The organism is Sphaerotilus sp. (assembly GCF_013299175.1).
In the GTDB taxonomy this organism is placed as follows: domain Bacteria; phylum Pseudomonadota; class Gammaproteobacteria; order Burkholderiales; family Burkholderiaceae_C; genus Sphaerotilus.
Map to the genome: position 1 here is coordinate 1 of NZ_JAAFKF010000089.1, position 15,397 is coordinate 15,397.

Here is a 15,397-nt window from a genome sequence, read left to right on the forward strand (position 1 = left end):
GCATCGCCAGTGCGCCGGACGCCTTCCTCGGTCTGCTGAAGGGCAAGAACTTCGGCAAGCAGCTCGTCAAGCTGGTCTGAGGAGCCACCGCGATGAAGTCACTCATTGGCAAGACCGCCGTACTGACCGGCGCGGCGTCCGGCTTCGGGCTGGAGCTGGCGCGGCTGTGCGCAGCGCAGGGCATGAAGATCGTGATGGCCGACGTGCAGCAGGACGCGCTCGACCGCGCCGCAGCCGAAGTCACGGCACTCGGGCAACCCAACGGCGCCGAGGTGCTGGCGTTCCGGCTCGATGTATCCAAGGCAGATCAGGTCGAGGCGATGGGTGCGGCGACACTTGAACGCTTCGGCGTGCCGCATCTCGTGTTCAACAACGCGGGTGTCGGCACGGGCGGTTTGATCTGGGAGCACACGCTGGCCGACTGGGAATGGGTGGTCGGGGTCAACCTGATGGGCGTCGCGCACGGGGTGCGGGTGTTCACGCCGATGATGCTGGCCGCCGCCAAGGCCGACCCGGACTGGGAGGGCCACATCGTCAACACCGCCTCGATGGCCGGGCTGCTGAACGCGCCGAACATGGGCGTCTACAACGTCACCAAGCACGCGGTGGTGAGCCTGTCGGAGACGCTGTTTCAGGATTTGTCGCTGGTCACGTCGCAGGTCAGTGCCAGCGTGCTGTGCCCGTACTTCGTGCCGACCGGCATCCACCAGAGCGAGCGCAACCGCCCCGCCGACCTGCCCGCCGCGCAGCCGACGCAGAGCCAGTTGATCGGCAAGGCGATGGGCGACAAGGCAGTCACCAGCGGCAAGGTGAGCGCGGCCGAGGTGGCGCAGAAGGTGGTGGACGCCGTGCTGGCCGGGCAGTTCTACATCTACAGCCACCCGCGGGCGATCGGGCTGGTCGGCACGCGGCTGGAGGACGTGCTGCAGGGGCGCAACCCGACCGATCCGTTCAAGGAGCGGCCGGATCTGGGGGACAAGTTGCGGGCGGCGCTGCGCGGCGGGTGAGGCACACCGTCACAATGCCGCATGACCGATTCCCGTCCTGATCCCGACACCCACGTCCACACCCTCGCCAACGGCGTCCGCGTGCTCACCCTCGTGCAGCCGCACCTGGAAAGCGTCTGCGTCAGCGTCTACGTGCGCACCGGCAGCCGCCACGAAAGTGCGCGGCTCAACGGCATCAGCCATGTCGTCGAGCACATGGCGTTCAAGGGCACCCGCACCCGCGACTGCCAGCGCATCAACCTCGACGCCGAACAGCTCGGCGCCGAGGCCAACGCCCACACCGACAAGGACCACACCGCCTACCACCTGCGCGGTCTGGCCCGGCACGCCGGACAGTTCATCGGCATGCTCGGCGACATTGTGCTGGAGAGCCAGTTCCCCGAGGCCGAGCTGGAGCGCGAGCGGCAGGTGATCCTGCAGGAGTATCTGGAGGACGAGGACGATGCGCTGTCCACCGCGTTCAAGCTCTTCGACGAAGCCTGCTACGGTCGCCACCCGCTGGCGCAGCCGGTGATCGGCAAGCGGCGCAACATCGAGCGGTTCAGCCGCGACGAGCTGATGGGCTACGTGCAGCGGCAGTACACGGGCTGCAACGTCATCGTCGCAGTGGCCGGCCCGGTCGATCCGCAGGCGATGGCGGTGCAGGCCGAGGCGGTGTTCGGCGCCATGCCCGCGGGAACGCCGAACCTTGTCGCCGCGCCCGCCTACCTCGGCGGCGTGCGCGCCCGGCGGCAGAGCGGCTCCAACCAGACACATGTGGTGCTGGGTTTCCCGATCCCGACGCAGACCGACCCCGACATGCCCGCCGCCGTGGTGGCCGCCACCGTGTTCGGCGAGGGCATGAGTTCACCGCTGCTCGACCGGGTACGCGAGCGGCTGGGGCTGGTGTACTACGCCGGGTGTTCGGCGGACGTGTCGGATCTGGCGGGGCAGTTCGTCATCGAAGCCTCCACCACGCCGGAGCATCTGGACGCGCTGTTCGCCGAAGTCACCACGCTGCTGCAGGCGCATGCGGCCTCGATCGACCCGGTGCATCTGGAGCGTGCCCGCAACCAGTTGGCCGTGCGCAGCGTGCGTGCCCGTGAACGTTCCCAGCGCCGGCTGGAGGGCGCGGCGCAGGATCTGTTCGTGTTCGGCCGTGTGCGTGCGCCGGAGACGTGGATGGTGCAGATCGCGGCGATCGATGCTGACGCGGTGCGGCTGCAGTTCGAGCGGATGCTGGCCGCACCGGCGTCGGTGGCGATCACGGGCAAGGTGCCGGCAGGGACGAAGGAGCGTTGTGGCGACCAGCTTGCCAGCCTCGCCGGTGGCGTCAGGATCGGCAGCCAGGGTTGAACGGCACGCGCATGGCCTGCAGCGTCACATGGTCGATCCCGAAGCGGTCGTGCAATTGCGTGGTGGTGTGCTGCAAGAACGCATCGTCGGCGCCACCGTCCGGCATGACGAGGTGGGCGGTCAGCGCGATGTCGGTGGTGCCCATCGCCCAGACGTGCAGGTCATGGACCCGCGCCACGCCGGGCAGGGCGGCGAGCAGGGTGTCCACGGCGGCCAGGTCCACGCTGTCGGGCACGCCGTCGAACAGCAGATGCAGGGACTGCTTGAACAAGCCCCAGGTGCCCCAGACGATCACGGCCGCGATCAGCAGGCTGACCACCGGGTCGATCCACGCCCAGCCCAGCCACAGCGCCAGCCCGCCCGCCACCACGACGCCCGCCGACACCAGCGCATCGGCGGTCATGTGCAGGTAGGCGCCGCGCAGGTTGAGGTCGTGTTCACTGCCGCGCAGGAACAGCAGCGCGGTGGCGGCGTTGATGACAATGCCCACGCCGGCCACCGCCATCATGGTCACGCCCTCGGCCGGCTCGGGCGACTGCAGCCGCAGCACCGCCTCCCAGCCCAGCGACCCCATCGCCACCAGCAGCAGCACGGCGTTGACGAAGGCGGCGACGATGCTGGCGCGCTTGCGGCCGTAGGTGTAGCGGTGGTCGGGGGTGAGCTTGCCGGCGACGGCGCCGCCCCAGGCCAGCGCCAGGCCGATCACGTCGCTCAGGTTGTGCCCTGCGTCGGCCAGCAGCGCCAGCGAGTTCACCTTCCAGCCGTAGAACGCTTCGATCGCCACGAAGGCGATGTTCAGGCCGATGCCAATGGCGAAGGCGGCGTTGAAATTCGCCGGGGCGTGGCTGTGGCTGTGGCCATGGTGGTGATCGTGGTCTGCACTCATGCGCGGATTCTCCTTCTTCCGATCCGATCCGATCCGATCAGATGGCGCGCTGGTTCACACGCTTCGACAACTCGGCCGCGCTCTCGCGCCGTTCGCTGTAGCGGTCCACCAGATAAGGCGCCACGTCGCGGGTCAGCAGCGTGAACTTCACCAGCTCCTCCATCACATCGACGACCCGCTCGTAGTACGCCGACGGTTTCATGCGGCCGGCCTCGTCGAATTCCATGAACGCCTTGGCAACCGAGGACTGGTTGGGGATGGTGATCATGCGCATCCAGCGGCCCAGGACGCGCATCTGGTTGACCGCGTTGAAGGACTGCGACCCCCCTGAGACCTCCATCACCGCCAGCGTCTTGCCCTGTGTCGGGCGCACGGCGCCGATGGACAGCGGAATCCAGTCGATCTGCGCCTTCAGGATGCCGGTCATGGCGCCGTGGCGTTCGGGCGAGGTCCAGACCATGCCTTCCGCCCAGGTGGCGGCTTCGCGCAGCTCGACCACCTTCGGGTGGGTGTCGGGCGCGCCGTCGGGCAGGGGCAGGTCAGTCGGATCGAAGATCCGCGTCTCGGCGCCCATGGCCTGCAGCAGCCGGGCGGCCTCCAGCGTCAGCAGCTTGCTGAATGCGCGTGTACGCAGCGAGCCGTAGAGCAACAGGATGCGCGGGGCGTGGGTCGATCGGCCCACGGCTTGCAGGCGGTCGCCGCTGGGGCGGTCGAACAGGGTGGCATCGACGTTGGGCAGATCGGCGGGGGCGGGCGTGGAATCGGTCATGGCGCGGGAGAGTGGACACGGTGTCCTGCCAGTATGCGCAATCGGTGTGGCCGGTGCGCTCCAAGGCCCTGTGGCAAACTCTGCCGCCTCTCGAACTGCCTCTCGAACCGGTTTGGAACACGCACAAAACGCCCCACAGGCCCAGAAAATCCTGCTTCAGATCGCCTCCGAACTGAAGGCCCGCCCGGCCCAGATCAAGGCCGCCATCGACCTGCTCGACAGCGGCGCCACGGTGCCCTTCATCGCCCGCTACCGCAAGGAAGTCACCGACGGGCTGGACGACATCCAACTGCGAGAGCTGGAGTCGCGCCTGGGCTACCTGCGCGAGCTGGAGGACCGACGCGACGCGGTGCTCAAGAGCATCGACGAGCAGGGCAAGCTGACGCCCGCACTGCGCAGCGCGATCGAGGCCGCGCCGACCAAGCAGGAGCTGGAAGACCTGTACCTGCCGTACAAGGTCAAGCGCCGCACCAAGGGCCTGATCGCCCGCGAAGCGGGGCTGGAGCCGCTGGCCGACAAGCTGTTCGCCGATCCGTCGCTGGATCCCAAGGCCGAAGCCGCCGCCTTCCTCAACCCGGATGCCGGTTTTGCCGATGCGCTGGCGGTGCTCGACGGCGTGCGTGATCTGCTGAGCGAACGCTGGGCGGAGGACGCGGTGCTGGTCAAGCAACTGCGCGAGTGGCTGTGGACGGAAGGGTTGTTCAAGTCGAAACGCATGGACGGCAAGGACGAGCACCACCCGGACGTGTCCAAGTTCCGCGACTACTTCGACTACGGCGAACCGATCAGCCGCGTGCCCTCGCACCGGGCACTGGCGGTGTTCCGCGGCCGGGGTCTGGACATGCTGGACGTGAAGCTCGCGCTGGCGGAAGAGCCGCAGCCGGGGCAGCCGTCGCTCGCGGAAGGCAAGATCGCCATCCACCTCGGCTGGAGCCAGGCCAAGCGCGCGAGCGACGACCTGATCCGCAAGACGATCGCCTGGACCTGGAAGGTCAAGCTCAGCCTGAGCCTGGAGCGCGACCTGTTCACCCGCCTGCGCGAGAGTGCCGAGGGCGTGGCGATCAAGGTGTTCAGCGAGAACCTGCGCGATCTGCTGCTGGCCGCGCCGGCGGGCAAGCGCGTCGTGATGGGGCTGGACCCCGGCATCCGCACGGGCGTGAAGGTCGCCGTGGTGAGCGACACGGGCAAGGTACTGGACACGTCCACCGTCTACCCGCACGAGCCGCGCCGCGACTGGGAAGGCGCTCTCCACACGCTGGCCAAGCTCTGCGCGGCCCACGGCGTGAACCTCATCGCCATCGGCAACGGCACCGCCAGCCGCGAGACCGACAAGCTCGCCGCCGACCTGATCAAGCGCCTGCAGCAGCTCGCACCCGACCGCCAGATCGACAAGGTGGTGGTGTCCGAGGCGGGCGCTTCCGTCTACTCGGCGTCGGAGTTCGCGTCGAAGGAGTTGCCAGACCTGGACGTGAGCCTGCGCGGCGCGGTGTCGATTGCACGGCGCTTGCAAGACCCCTTGGCCGAACTCGTCAAGATCGACCCGAAGAGCATCGGCGTCGGCCAGTACCAGCACGACGTGAACCAGAGCGAGCTGGCGCGCACGCTGGTCACGGTGGTCGAGGATTGCGTGAACGCGGTGGGGGTGGACCTGAACACGGCGTCGGCACCGCTGCTGTCGCGGGTGTCGGGGCTGAGTGCGTCGGTGGCGGCGAGCGTCGTGCGCTGGCGGGATGCGAACGGCGCTTTCCGCAACCGCAAGCAACTGCTGGACGTGACCGGGCTTGGCCCGAAGACCTTCGAGCAGGCGGCGGGGTTTCTGCGCATCCGCGGCGGCGACAACCCGCTCGACATCACGGGCGTCCACCCGGAAACCTATCCCGTGGTCGAGCAGATGATCGCGAAGACCGGGCGGCCGATTGCGGAGCTGATGGGCCGCAGCGACGTGCTGAAGTCGCTCAAGCCCGAAGCCTTCGCCAACGAGAAGTTCGGCGCGATCACGGTCCAGGACATCTTCACCGAGCTGGAAAAACCGGGACGCGATCCCCGGCCGGATTTCAAGGTCGCGCGCTTCAATGACGGTGTCGAGGACATCCAGGATCTCGTCGAAGGCATGGTGCTCGAAGGCACGGTGAGCAACGTGGCGCAGTTCGGCGCGTTCGTCGATCTGGGCGTCCACCAGGACGGTTTGGTCCACGTCAGCCAGTTGAGCAACAAGTTCGTCACCGATGCGCGCGAGATCGTCAAGACCGGTGACATCGTGAAGGTGCGCGTGGTCGAGGTCGATCTGGCGCGCAAGCGGATCGCGCTGACGATGAAGCTCGATGCACCTGCGCAGCCCAAGGGCGCGGCCAAAGTGGACAACAGTTTCCGGCCGGCGGGGCGCGGGGAACAGCGTCCTGCACGCGGCGCACCGGCTTCTGCACCAGCGGGTGGCAATGCCATGGCAGCAGCGTTTGCCAAGCTGAAGGGCGGGCGTTGAAGCCGGCAGATTCAGACAAAATGCACACACCGCCATGTCGGCGCGCAAGGAGAACCACGATGAAGATGACCCCCGTTCGCACCCTGCTGGCCCTGTCGGCCGCCGTTCTGGCGCTGTCCGGCTGTTCTGCGATGAAGGACGGCATGGGCGCCGTGAAAGAAGGCATGGGTTCCATGCGTGACCGCATGATGGGCGATGGCCCAAGTGCGACTGCCAAGCTCGAAGCGACCAAGGGCAACACGGCCAACGGCACGGTCACTTTCAAGCAGCACGGCGACCATGTGATGGTCCACGCCCGCCTCAGTGGCCTGAAGCCCTTCGGTGAACACGGCTTCCACGTCCACGACAAGGGCGACTGCAGCAGCGGTGACGGCATGGGCACCGGCGGCCACTTCAACCCGACCGCCAAGCCGCATGGCGCGCAGGACGCCGACCACCACGCCGGCGACATGCCCTCGCTGAAGGCCGATGTCGAGGGCAAGGCCGAGGTGCGCTTCCACCTGACCGGCGTGACGCTGGGCGATGGCGGCCCGACCGATCTGGCCAACCGCGGCCTGATCGTCCATGCCGGCCCGGACGACTACAAGACCCAGCCGACCGGCAACTCGGGTGCGCGCATCGCCTGTGGCGTGATCGAGTCCACCAAGCGTTGATGCCCAGTCTCCAGATTCTCGCGGGCCCCCGCGCCCGCCTGCATCTGGCGGCACACGGGTTGCGGCCAGTGGATGTGCGGGCGGTGGCGGCGGCAGCGGGTGGGCCGAAGGGTCTGGTGCTGACGCCGATCGACCGGTTCCTGTTCGGCCAGTGGCTGCGCGGCGACGGGCCACCGGTGCATCTGGTCGGTGCCAGCATCGGCGCCTGGCGCATGGCCTGCGCGGCACTGCCCGATCCGGACGCCGCACTCGCCCGGCTGGCGCGGGACTACAGCACCGAACGCTACGACCCACCCCCTGGCGAACGCCAGTCCCCGCGCAACGTCAGCCAGCGGTTCGCCGCGCTGCTGGACGCGCAGCTCGCGGGACGGCATGCCGAGGTGCTGGCGCATCCACGCTTGCGGCTGCACGTCGTCACCAGCCGGGGGCGGCACTGGCTCTTGCGCCGCGAGCGGCCGTGGGCGACCGGGCTGGGCTATGCCGGGGCGTTCCTGGGCAATCTGTGCAGCCGGCGCAGGCTCGGTGGCTGGCTGGAGCGGGTGGTGTTTTCCGATGTCCGGGAGGCCCTGCCGCTGCCGCTGGACGACCTGCCAACCCGCCATGTGCCACTGACACCCGACAACCTGCTGCCGAGCATCCTCGGGTCAGGCTCGATCCCGTTCTGGCTCGACGCCGTCCACGACATTCCCGGCGCGCCGCGTGGCGCCTACTGGGACGGCGGCATCACCGATTACCACCTGCACTGGCCCTGGCGCGAGATCGCCGCCACGCCCGAATCCGGCGGGCTGGTGCTCTACCCGCATTTCCAGCCGCGGCTGGTGCCGGGTTGGCTGGACAAGGGGCTGCGCCACCGCCACCGGCCGACGCCGTGGCTGGACAACCTGATCGTGCTCGCCCCGGACCCGGCCTGGGCTGCGACCCTGCCCGGCGGCAAGCTGCCCGACCGCAGCGATTTCAAGGCATGGGGCAAGGACCACGCCGGACGGGCGCGGGCGTGGACCACCGCCGTCGCCGAGAGCCAGCGGTTGGCCGACGAACTCGCGCAGTGGCTGCAGGACGGCTGCCCGCTGGGCCGCGTCACCCCGCTGGAGTCCACCTGATGGGCGCCCACCGCCTCACCCCCGCGATGCGCGACCTGCTCCAGCGCATCCGCAAGGCGAACCGCCCGCCGCTGCACGCACTCGGTGCGGTCGAGGCGCGGCGGCTCTACACCGCCGCTGCCGAGGTGCTGGAGCCACCGCGCGCGCCGCTGCCGCGGGTGCAGGCGCTGGTGCTGCCCGTGGGTCCGGGCACCGAACGACCGGCTCGTCTCTATGCACCGCAGCCGCGCGAGGCGGGTGTCCTGCCTGTGCTGCTGTACCTGCACGGCGGGGGATTCACCGTCGGCGGTCTGGAGACGCACGACAGCCTGTGCCGCCAACTGGCGTTGCGCAGCGGCGTGGCGGTGGTGGCGCTCGATTACCGGCTGGCGCCCGAGCACCGCTTCCCCGCAGCGGTCGAGGACAGTTGGGGCGCCTTGCAGTGGCTGTCACGCCATGCGGACACGCTCGGACTCGACGGCTCCCGGCTCGCGGTCGGTGGCGACAGCGCAGGGGGCACGCTGGCGGCCGTCCTCGCCTTGATGGCGCGGGACGCCGGTCTGCCGCTGGCCTTGCAGGTACTCATCACGCCAGGCACCACCGCCCATGCCGACACCGCCTCGCACGCCCGCTACGCCGAAGGCTTCCTGCTCGAAAAAGCCGGCATCGACTGGTTCTTCGACCAGTACATCGACCACGCCGACCGCACCGACTGGCGCTTCGCCCCGCTGCTGGCCGACGACCACGCAGGACTCGCCCCCGCCTGGATCGGGCTGGCCGAGTGCGACCCGCTGGTCGATGAGGGTCTGGCCTACGCCGATGCGCTGCGCATGGCGGGCGGTGCGGTCGAGCTGGAGCTGTACAAGGGGGTGACGCACGACTTCATCAAGCTCGGCCGCGCCATTCCCGAAGCGGCCTTGGCGCAGCAGGCCATCGCCGAGGCGCTGCGGGCGGCGCTGCTGGCCTGAACCTGCTCTCTCACTCCGAACTCCCGAGGAATCCACCATGGCGTTGCGCGGCCACTACCGTTTTTCGCACCGACTGCGGGTGCGCTGGTCCGAGGTCGATCTGCAGCAGATCGTCTTCAACGGCCACTACCTGAACTACTTCGACACCGCGGTGGCCGACTACTGGCGTGCGCTCGGCGTGCCCTACCAGGCGACGATGGCGTGGCTGGGGGGCGATCTCTACGTGCGCAAGGCGACGCTCGATTACGTCGGCAGCGCCCGCTTCGACGAGCAGCTCGACGTGGCGATCCGCTGCGAGCACATCGGCAACACCTCGCTGCGGCTGCACGGCGCCATCTTCCGTGCCGAGAAGCTGCTGGTCACGGTGGAGCTGGTCTACGTCTTCGCCGATCCGGCCACGCAGTCCAGCCGCCCGGTGCCCGCTGCACTGCGCGCGCTGCTGCTCGATTTCGAGGCGGGCGCGGAGATGCTGGACATGCAGGTCGGCGACTGGGAAACGCTGGGCACGTCGGCGCAGGAGGTCCGCACGGCGGTGTTCGTGCGCGAGCAGGGCATCCCGCTCGACATGGAACTCGACGAGGCCGACCCGAGCGCCGTCCATGCGCTTGTGCTGAACCGGCTGGGGATGCCGCTGGCGACCGGGCGCTTGCTGGTCCATGCACCGGGGGTGGCGCGGCTGGGGCGCATGGCGGTGATCGCGCCGCTGCGGGGCAGCTCGGTGGGTCGGCGGGTGCTGGAGACGCTGACCACGGCAGCGGCGGCGCGGGGCGACCACACGGTGCTGCTGCACGCCCAGTCCTCGGCGGTGCCTTTTTACCGGCGACTCGGATTCACCGAACAGGGGCCGCACTTCGAGGAGGCTGGCATCGTCCACGTCGAGATGACGCGCTCGATCGCGGTCAGCCCCCCGGCGCCCGAGGCCGCGCCGGCTTGAGCAGGCTGCGCACCCGCGGCTTGATGAGGCGCGAGGGTGGGGCGTTCAGGTCCGGGCTGCTGTCGTGCTCGTCCAGCACGGCATCCGACACCGGCGAGGCCACGCTGCCCAGCGCCGCGCGCCCGCCGCGGTGGTCGCTGACCCGCACTGGCTCGGTCTGGTAGCGCGGTGGCCAGTCCTTCAGCGTCGCCCGGCGCATCAGCGCGAGTCCGGGGCCGGCCGGGTAGCTGCGCTCGTAGACCTGGGTGATGAGGTGGCGACCGATGCGTTCGGTGATGAGCACGGTCGAGCAGCGGGTGCCGTAGCGACCGTCCGGGGTGCGGATGAAGATCGGCGAGAGGGCGCGCTCCAGCTCCAGCGACACCCCCGTGGACGGGAGTTCGTCGTCGCGGGCCTGGGCGGTGTCGGTCAAGGCGTTGAGCAGCACCTGGGCCAGCGCATCGGCACCGGGGACGGTGTCGGCGGCCTCGGTGGCCTGCGACACCGCGTCGCCGAGCTGCTGTTTCAGACGCCGGACCTTGGGCCAAGGCGCGTCGAGCACACCGTTGGAGAGCGCGAACACGCCGCTTTCCAGCCGGGTCGGCGAGGCGCGGGCACTGCTGAGCCACCAGCAGTCGCCGTGCGCGAAATCGGCGGCGATCAGGTTGAAGCCGTTGTGCCCCGTCAGTGCAGCGCGGACCCAGAACCGGTCGGGGCTGGCCGTGGTCGTGAGCCAGTCGGGGATGATGTGGCCGCGGGAGGGGGCTTGCGGATCCTGGCGGGCCGGATCGCGGAGGTTGGTCAGCAGCCCGAACTTGCCGGCCGCCGTCAGACCGAACCAGGTACCACCGGCGCTGAGGTCACGGCCCGAGAGGATTTCGGTGTCACTGCCGGGGCGTGTCCACCAGCCCAGGCGCGCGGTGGGCCGCTCGAAGAACTCGTCGCGGTTGGCGGCGAGCACGAGCGGAAAGCGTCGGCTGTGGTCAATGGCAAGGGCAGCTAGGCACATCAGAGGGCACCGCTGGCAGGCAGTGTGGCAAAGACTTCGACATGCCGAGCCCCCACGCGCGCGCTCGGCCATGGGGCCAGCATCTCGCAGATGCTGGCAATGGTCGAGGTGTCGAGTCCACCCGGCTGGTGATGGATTTCCATCCAGGTGAGCATTTCATCACGAATCGCTGCCGCTGACTCGGCGTCCGATTTTTGCAGCACGCGGCTGGAGAGCCTCGGCCAGGTGGCCTGCAGCGCCGCGTGGGCTGCCGCCAGCTCGGTTTGTGCCTGCCAGCGGGCGGCGCTGGGCAGCCGGTAATAGACGTACAGCGCCGCGTCCGGGCGGTCGTTCATGCCGGTTCGGTGTCGTGCGGCAGTGCGTAGGGCAGCGGCAGCACGCGCAGCAGCGGCCCGTCCGGCTGGCCCAGGTGGAGCGTGCCGGTGCGGGTGACGGCAATCTTGAGTTCGGCCAGCCCGAGGTGGTGCGGCCCGTCGGTGGCGGCACGGGCCACCATGCCCGACGGCTGACCGGGGTCTTCGCTCCAGAACACCTCCTGTGCCGGCACCATCGCCGCCTCACCGGCGAGCAGGAAGGCCCGCCGCTTGAGCTTGCCCAGGTAATGGCTGCGCGCCACGATTTCCTGCCCCGGATAGCAGCCCTTCTTGAAGTCCACGCCGCCGACCAGTTCGTAGTTCAGCATCTGCGGCACGAACTGTCCCGAGGTCTGCGCAACCACCGGCACGACACCCGAGCGCACCTCCAGACGCTGCCACACCGCAGGCGCCAAGGCGGGCAGGGCCGCCAGCACCGCCGCCGCCTGCACCACCGGGCCGATCCACAGCCAGCGGTCGATCGTCGCCCTACCCAGGCCGCTGTCGGGCAGGCGGATCACCACCGCGCCGTCGCGGTCGAGCTTGTCCCAGGAACGCTGCGGCGCGTCTGCACCCAGCCACGCGGCGGCGGTGCTGCCCGCCAGCCCCAGCACCGACAGCTCGGCGCTGGCGTCCGTGAGCTTGGCCTTGGCGCGCATGACGAACATCGACAGGCGCTTGAGCGTCGGCGGCAGCACGTCCGCGCTGCAGGCGAGCCAGAACTCCTCGGCGCCGGGCCGGGCGTAGACGAAGCTGGCGAGCATCCGGCCCTGCGGCGTGCAGTAGGCACCGAGCCGAGCTTGCGCCAAGCCGAGTCGGCTGACATCGTTGCTGAGCTGCCCATGCAGGAAGGTGGCCGCGTCGGACCCGACAGCGCGGATCACCCCCCAGTCCGGCAAGAGACAGGCACCTTGCGGCGCGGTGTCCGCGGTGGAGGTCGAATCGGGATAAGCGGGGATTGCGGTGGTCGTGTCCATCCGCTCATTATCATCAGCACCATGCAAGCTTGTGACTTCCCGCTCTGATGGCCCCGGTCCATCGCCCCTCGCAGGGCCGCACCACGCGCTGGCTGGGTGGTGCGCTGCTGTGTCTGTCGCTCGGGCTGGGCGGTGGCTACTGGTGGACACAGCGCCCGATGGGCGGGCCGGACACGCCCATCGACCTGGAGATCGAACCGGGGCAACCCGCCCGTCAGGTGGCACAGGCCGCGGCCGATGCGGGGCTGTCCGTGTCGCCGTGGCTGCTCTACCAGTGGTTCCGCTGGTCGGGCCAGGCGCGCCAGATCCGCGCAGGCAGCTACGAGATCCAGCCCGGCACTTCCCCCGCCCAACTGCTGCGCAAGCTGGTGGACGGCGACCAGTCGCTGGCCCGGCTGCGGCTCATCGATGGCTGGACCTTCCGCCAGGTCCGCGCCGAACTGGCCCGCACCACGACGCTCAAGCCCGACTCCGCCGCGCTGTCCGACACCGAGCTGATGGCCGCCCTCGGCGCGCCGGGCACGCTCCCGGAAGGCCGCTTCTTTCCCGACACCTACACCTACGCCAAGGGCAGCAGCGACCTGGCCGTGCTGCGCCGCGCCCATGCCGCCATGCGCAAGCGGATCGAGGCCGCGTGGGACCAGCGGGCGCCGGACAGCCCGCTGAAGTCGGCCGACGAGCTGCTCACGCTGGCGTCCATCGTCGAGAAGGAAACCGGCCGCGCCGAGGACCGGCCGATGGTGGCGAGCGTGTTTGTCAACCGGTTGCGCATCCGGATGCCGCTGCAGACCGACCCAACCGTGATCTACGGACTCGGCGAGCGGTTCGACGGCAACCTGCGCCGCAAGGACTTGCAGACCGACACGCCCTACAACACCTACACCCGCGCCGGTCTGCCCCCGACGCCGATCGCGCTGCCGGGCCGGGACGCGCTGATGGCCACGGTCCGGCCTGCCACCAGCAAGGCGCTGTACTTCGTCGCACGCGGTGATGGCACCAGCCAGTTCAGCGAGACGCTGGCCGACCATAATCGCGCCGTTGACAAATACCAGCGCAAGGCCGCACGTTGAGCGAACTCCACCACCTCCCCAGCCCCGCCGGCTGCTTCATCACCACCGAAGGCATCGACGGCGCCGGCAAGACCACCCAGATCGACCGCATCGCCGCCCGCTGGCGCGACGCCGGTCACGACGTGGTGCGGACCCGCGAGCCGGGTGGCACACCGCTGGCCGAATCGCTGCGCGGGCTGCTGCTGTCGCGCGACATGGACCCGCTCACCGAAACCCTGCTCGCCTTCGCCGCCCGGCGCGACCACCTGCGCACGGTGATCGAGCCGGCGCTGGCGCGCGGTGCGGTCGTGCTGTGCGACCGCTACACGGACGCGACCTACGCCTACCAGGGCGGAGGCCGGGGGGTGGATCTGGCCACGCTGGCGCAGCTCGAAACCTGGGTCCAGGCTGGACGCCAGCCCGACCTGACGCTGTGGTTCGACCTGCGCCCGGAGGAAGCCGCCCGGCGCCGCGCGGGTGCCCGTGACCCGGATCGCTTCGAGGCGGAGCAGCTTGCGTTCTTCCAGGCAGTGCGCGCCGGCTACGCGCGGCGGTTCGCGGACCTGCCGCGCGTGGCCCGGATTGACGCCGAACACGCGCCCGAGGCGGTGGCCGCACAGATCGACGCCGTGCTTGCGGGGCGCGGCTGGTGAGCGGCGCGGTGTCGGCATCGACGCTGCCGTGGCTGGGTGCGGGCCTGGCCCACACGCTGACCCGTGGCCGCGCCCACCACGCGCTGCTGGTGCATGGCCCGGCGGGCGTCGGACAGTTGGACTTTGCGCTGGAGCTGGCGCGGGCGTGGTTGTGCGAGGCGCCCCGGCCGCACGCCTGCGGCGCGTGCCGAAGCTGCCACCTGGTGGCCGAACGCAGCCACCCGGACCTGCGGGTGATCGTGCCGGAAGCCCTGCGCGCCGAGGCGGGGCTGCCCGAAGAAGGTGCAGCGGCGTCCGACGAAGGCAAGAAGACGCGCAAGCCCAGCCGGGCGATCCTGATCGAGCAGATCCGCGCCGCACTGGAGTTCAGCAACCTCACGGCCGCACGCGGGGTCCACAAGGTCGTGGTCGTCCACCCGGCGGAGGCGCTGAACGCGGTGGCGGCGAACGCGCTGCTGAAGACGCTGGAGGAGCCGCCGGGGGCGATGCGCTTCGTGCTGACGAGCGGCGACGCGCAGGCGCTGTTGCCGACGATCCGCAGCCGCTGCCAGGGCGTGGCGCTGCGGGCGCCGGGGCGCGAGGAGGCGCTGGCGTGGCTGCGCGGGCAGGGGGTGGCGGAGCCGGAGCCGGTGCTGGACGCCTGCGGGGGCCAGCCGCTGCGGGCGCTGGAGCTGGTGCGGGCGGGGCTGGACGCAGCGGTGTGGCGGCAGTTTCCGCAGTGGATCGCGCGCGGCGAGAGCGCGGCGGTGGCGGGATGGCCGTTGCCGGTGCTGCTGGACGCGCTGCAAAAGCTCTGCCACGACCACGCGCTGGCGGCGGTGGGCCAGGCGGGGCGGTATTTCGCCGACGTGGGCCGAGTGGGCGCCGGGCCGGGGACGGGTCTGGCCCGGCTGACCGAAGCGGCGGCCTGGCTGCGCGCGCAGAGCCGCCACGCCGACCACCCCTGGAGCGCCGCGCTGGCCACCGAAGCCCTCGTGCAGGGCACCCGCGCGCGGCTGCAGCCCCCGCACCCGACACCCCAGAACCTGCATCCGAACACCACCCAGAGCCTGCGACCATGAGCGAATTCAGCCCCAACTCCCGCAGCGCAGGCCCTTCCGGCGCCACCCCGCTGACCCCGACCGCCACGGGCGGGGCCGTGCCGCCGCGCCCGAGCGTGATCCAGCTCGTGTTCAAGGAAAAGAACGCCCTCTACGCGGCCTACATCCCGCTGTTCGCGGAAGGCGGGCTGTTCGTGCCGACGCCGCGGGAGTACCGGCTGGGCGAT

Annotated in this window: 16 protein-coding genes; 11 read left to right on the top strand and 5 right to left on the bottom strand. The window is 70.1% G+C overall.

What is annotated here, in order from left to right; genetic code table 11:
• Nucleotides 1-92: 92 nt before the first annotated feature.
• Nucleotides 93-1,007 (top strand): SDR family oxidoreductase, encoded by a 915-nt coding sequence (locus QZW52_RS14525; RefSeq protein ID WP_294000121.1) that lies wholly within the window; start codon nt 93-95, stop codon nt 1,005-1,007.
• A 21-nt stretch (nt 1,008-1,028) separates the two neighbouring features.
• The gene (locus QZW52_RS14530) at nt 1,029-2,342 is read left to right on the top strand and encodes a M16 family metallopeptidase (protein ID WP_294000123.1); all 1,314 of its coding nucleotides are present in this window, start codon (nt 1,029-1,031) and stop codon (nt 2,340-2,342) included.
• On the opposite strand, the gene QZW52_RS14535 is transcribed toward QZW52_RS14530, so the two are convergent.
• A complete protein-coding gene (locus QZW52_RS14535; protein WP_294000124.1) occupies nt 2,320-3,228 on the bottom strand; it encodes a cation diffusion facilitator family transporter in 909 nt (302 codons plus the stop codon). The genes QZW52_RS14530 and QZW52_RS14535 overlap by 23 nt on opposite strands.
• A 37-nt stretch (nt 3,229-3,265) precedes the next feature.
• Nucleotides 3,266-3,997, bottom strand: coding sequence for an arsenical resistance protein ArsH (gene arsH / locus QZW52_RS14540; RefSeq protein ID WP_294000125.1), 732 nt, complete (start codon nt 3,995-3,997; stop codon nt 3,266-3,268).
• A gap of 112 nt (nt 3,998-4,109) precedes the next feature.
• Here arsH and QZW52_RS14545 point away from each other — a divergent pair, with 112 nt between their 5' ends.
• From QZW52_RS14545 to QZW52_RS14565, 5 genes are all read left to right on the top strand, one after another.
• Nucleotides 4,110-6,476, top strand: coding sequence for a Tex family protein (locus tag QZW52_RS14545; RefSeq protein WP_294000126.1), 2,367 nt, complete (start codon nt 4,110-4,112; stop codon nt 6,474-6,476).
• A 65-nt stretch (nt 6,477-6,541) separates the two neighbouring features.
• Complete coding sequence (locus QZW52_RS14550; RefSeq protein ID WP_434738343.1) at nt 6,542-7,129, top strand: superoxide dismutase family protein; 588 nt, start codon at nt 6,542-6,544, stop codon at nt 7,127-7,129.
• Complete coding sequence (locus tag QZW52_RS14555; protein ID WP_294000128.1) at nt 7,129-8,229, top strand: patatin-like phospholipase family protein; 1,101 nt, start codon at nt 7,129-7,131, stop codon at nt 8,227-8,229. Before QZW52_RS14550 ends, QZW52_RS14555 begins: the two co-directional genes overlap by 1 nt.
• A gap of 26 nt (nt 8,230-8,255) precedes the next feature.
• Nucleotides 8,256-9,176 carry an alpha/beta hydrolase gene (locus QZW52_RS14560; protein WP_294000146.1) on the top strand — a complete coding sequence of 307 codons (921 nt, stop codon included), beginning with the start codon at nt 8,256-8,258 and terminating at the stop codon, nt 9,174-9,176.
• Between the two features lie 37 nt (nt 9,177-9,213).
• Nucleotides 9,214-10,110, top strand: a complete 897-nt coding sequence (locus QZW52_RS14565) for a YbgC/FadM family acyl-CoA thioesterase (protein ID WP_294000130.1) — start codon at nt 9,214-9,216, stop codon at nt 10,108-10,110.
• Here the strand turns inward: QZW52_RS14565 and QZW52_RS14570 are convergent.
• Genes QZW52_RS14570 through ygfZ form a run of 3 tightly spaced genes read right to left on the bottom strand, consistent with a single transcriptional unit; the run spans nt 10,076 to nt 12,428 of the window.
• Entirely contained in the window at nt 10,076-11,098 is a 1,023-nt protein-coding gene (locus tag QZW52_RS14570; RefSeq protein WP_294000132.1) for an NRDE family protein, read from the bottom strand. The two genes, QZW52_RS14565 and QZW52_RS14570, sit on opposite strands and share 35 nt — an antisense overlap.
• Nucleotides 11,098-11,433 carry a DUF4936 family protein gene (locus QZW52_RS14575; protein WP_294000134.1) on the bottom strand — a complete coding sequence of 112 codons (336 nt, stop codon included), beginning with the start codon at nt 11,431-11,433 and terminating at the stop codon, nt 11,098-11,100. Before QZW52_RS14575 ends, QZW52_RS14570 begins: the two co-directional genes overlap by 1 nt.
• Nucleotides 11,430-12,428, bottom strand: a complete 999-nt coding sequence (gene ygfZ, locus QZW52_RS14580) for a CAF17-like 4Fe-4S cluster assembly/insertion protein YgfZ (RefSeq protein WP_294000136.1) — start codon at nt 12,426-12,428, stop codon at nt 11,430-11,432. Before ygfZ ends, QZW52_RS14575 begins: the two co-directional genes overlap by 4 nt.
• Before the next feature lie 47 nt (nt 12,429-12,475).
• On the opposite strand from ygfZ, the gene mltG reads away from it, so the two are divergent.
• The 4 genes from mltG to QZW52_RS14600 form a co-directional block, all read left to right on the top strand.
• On the top strand, nt 12,476-13,498 hold the full coding sequence (mltG, locus tag QZW52_RS14585) for an endolytic transglycosylase MltG (protein WP_294000138.1): 1,023 nt from the start codon (nt 12,476-12,478) through the stop codon (nt 13,496-13,498).
• The gene (tmk, locus tag QZW52_RS14590) at nt 13,495-14,130 is read left to right on the top strand and encodes a dTMP kinase (RefSeq protein WP_294000140.1); all 636 of its coding nucleotides are present in this window, start codon (nt 13,495-13,497) and stop codon (nt 14,128-14,130) included. The genes mltG and tmk overlap by 4 nt, the downstream gene beginning before the upstream one ends.
• Nucleotides 14,127-15,191 carry a DNA polymerase III subunit delta' gene (gene holB / locus QZW52_RS14595; RefSeq protein ID WP_294000142.1) on the top strand — a complete coding sequence of 355 codons (1,065 nt, stop codon included), beginning with the start codon at nt 14,127-14,129 and terminating at the stop codon, nt 15,189-15,191. Before tmk ends, holB begins: the two co-directional genes overlap by 4 nt.
• Nucleotides 15,188-15,397: PilZ domain-containing protein (locus tag QZW52_RS14600; RefSeq protein WP_473964392.1), on the top strand; the 210-nt coding region annotated here is incomplete at its 3' end. The genes holB and QZW52_RS14600, both read left to right, overlap by 4 nt.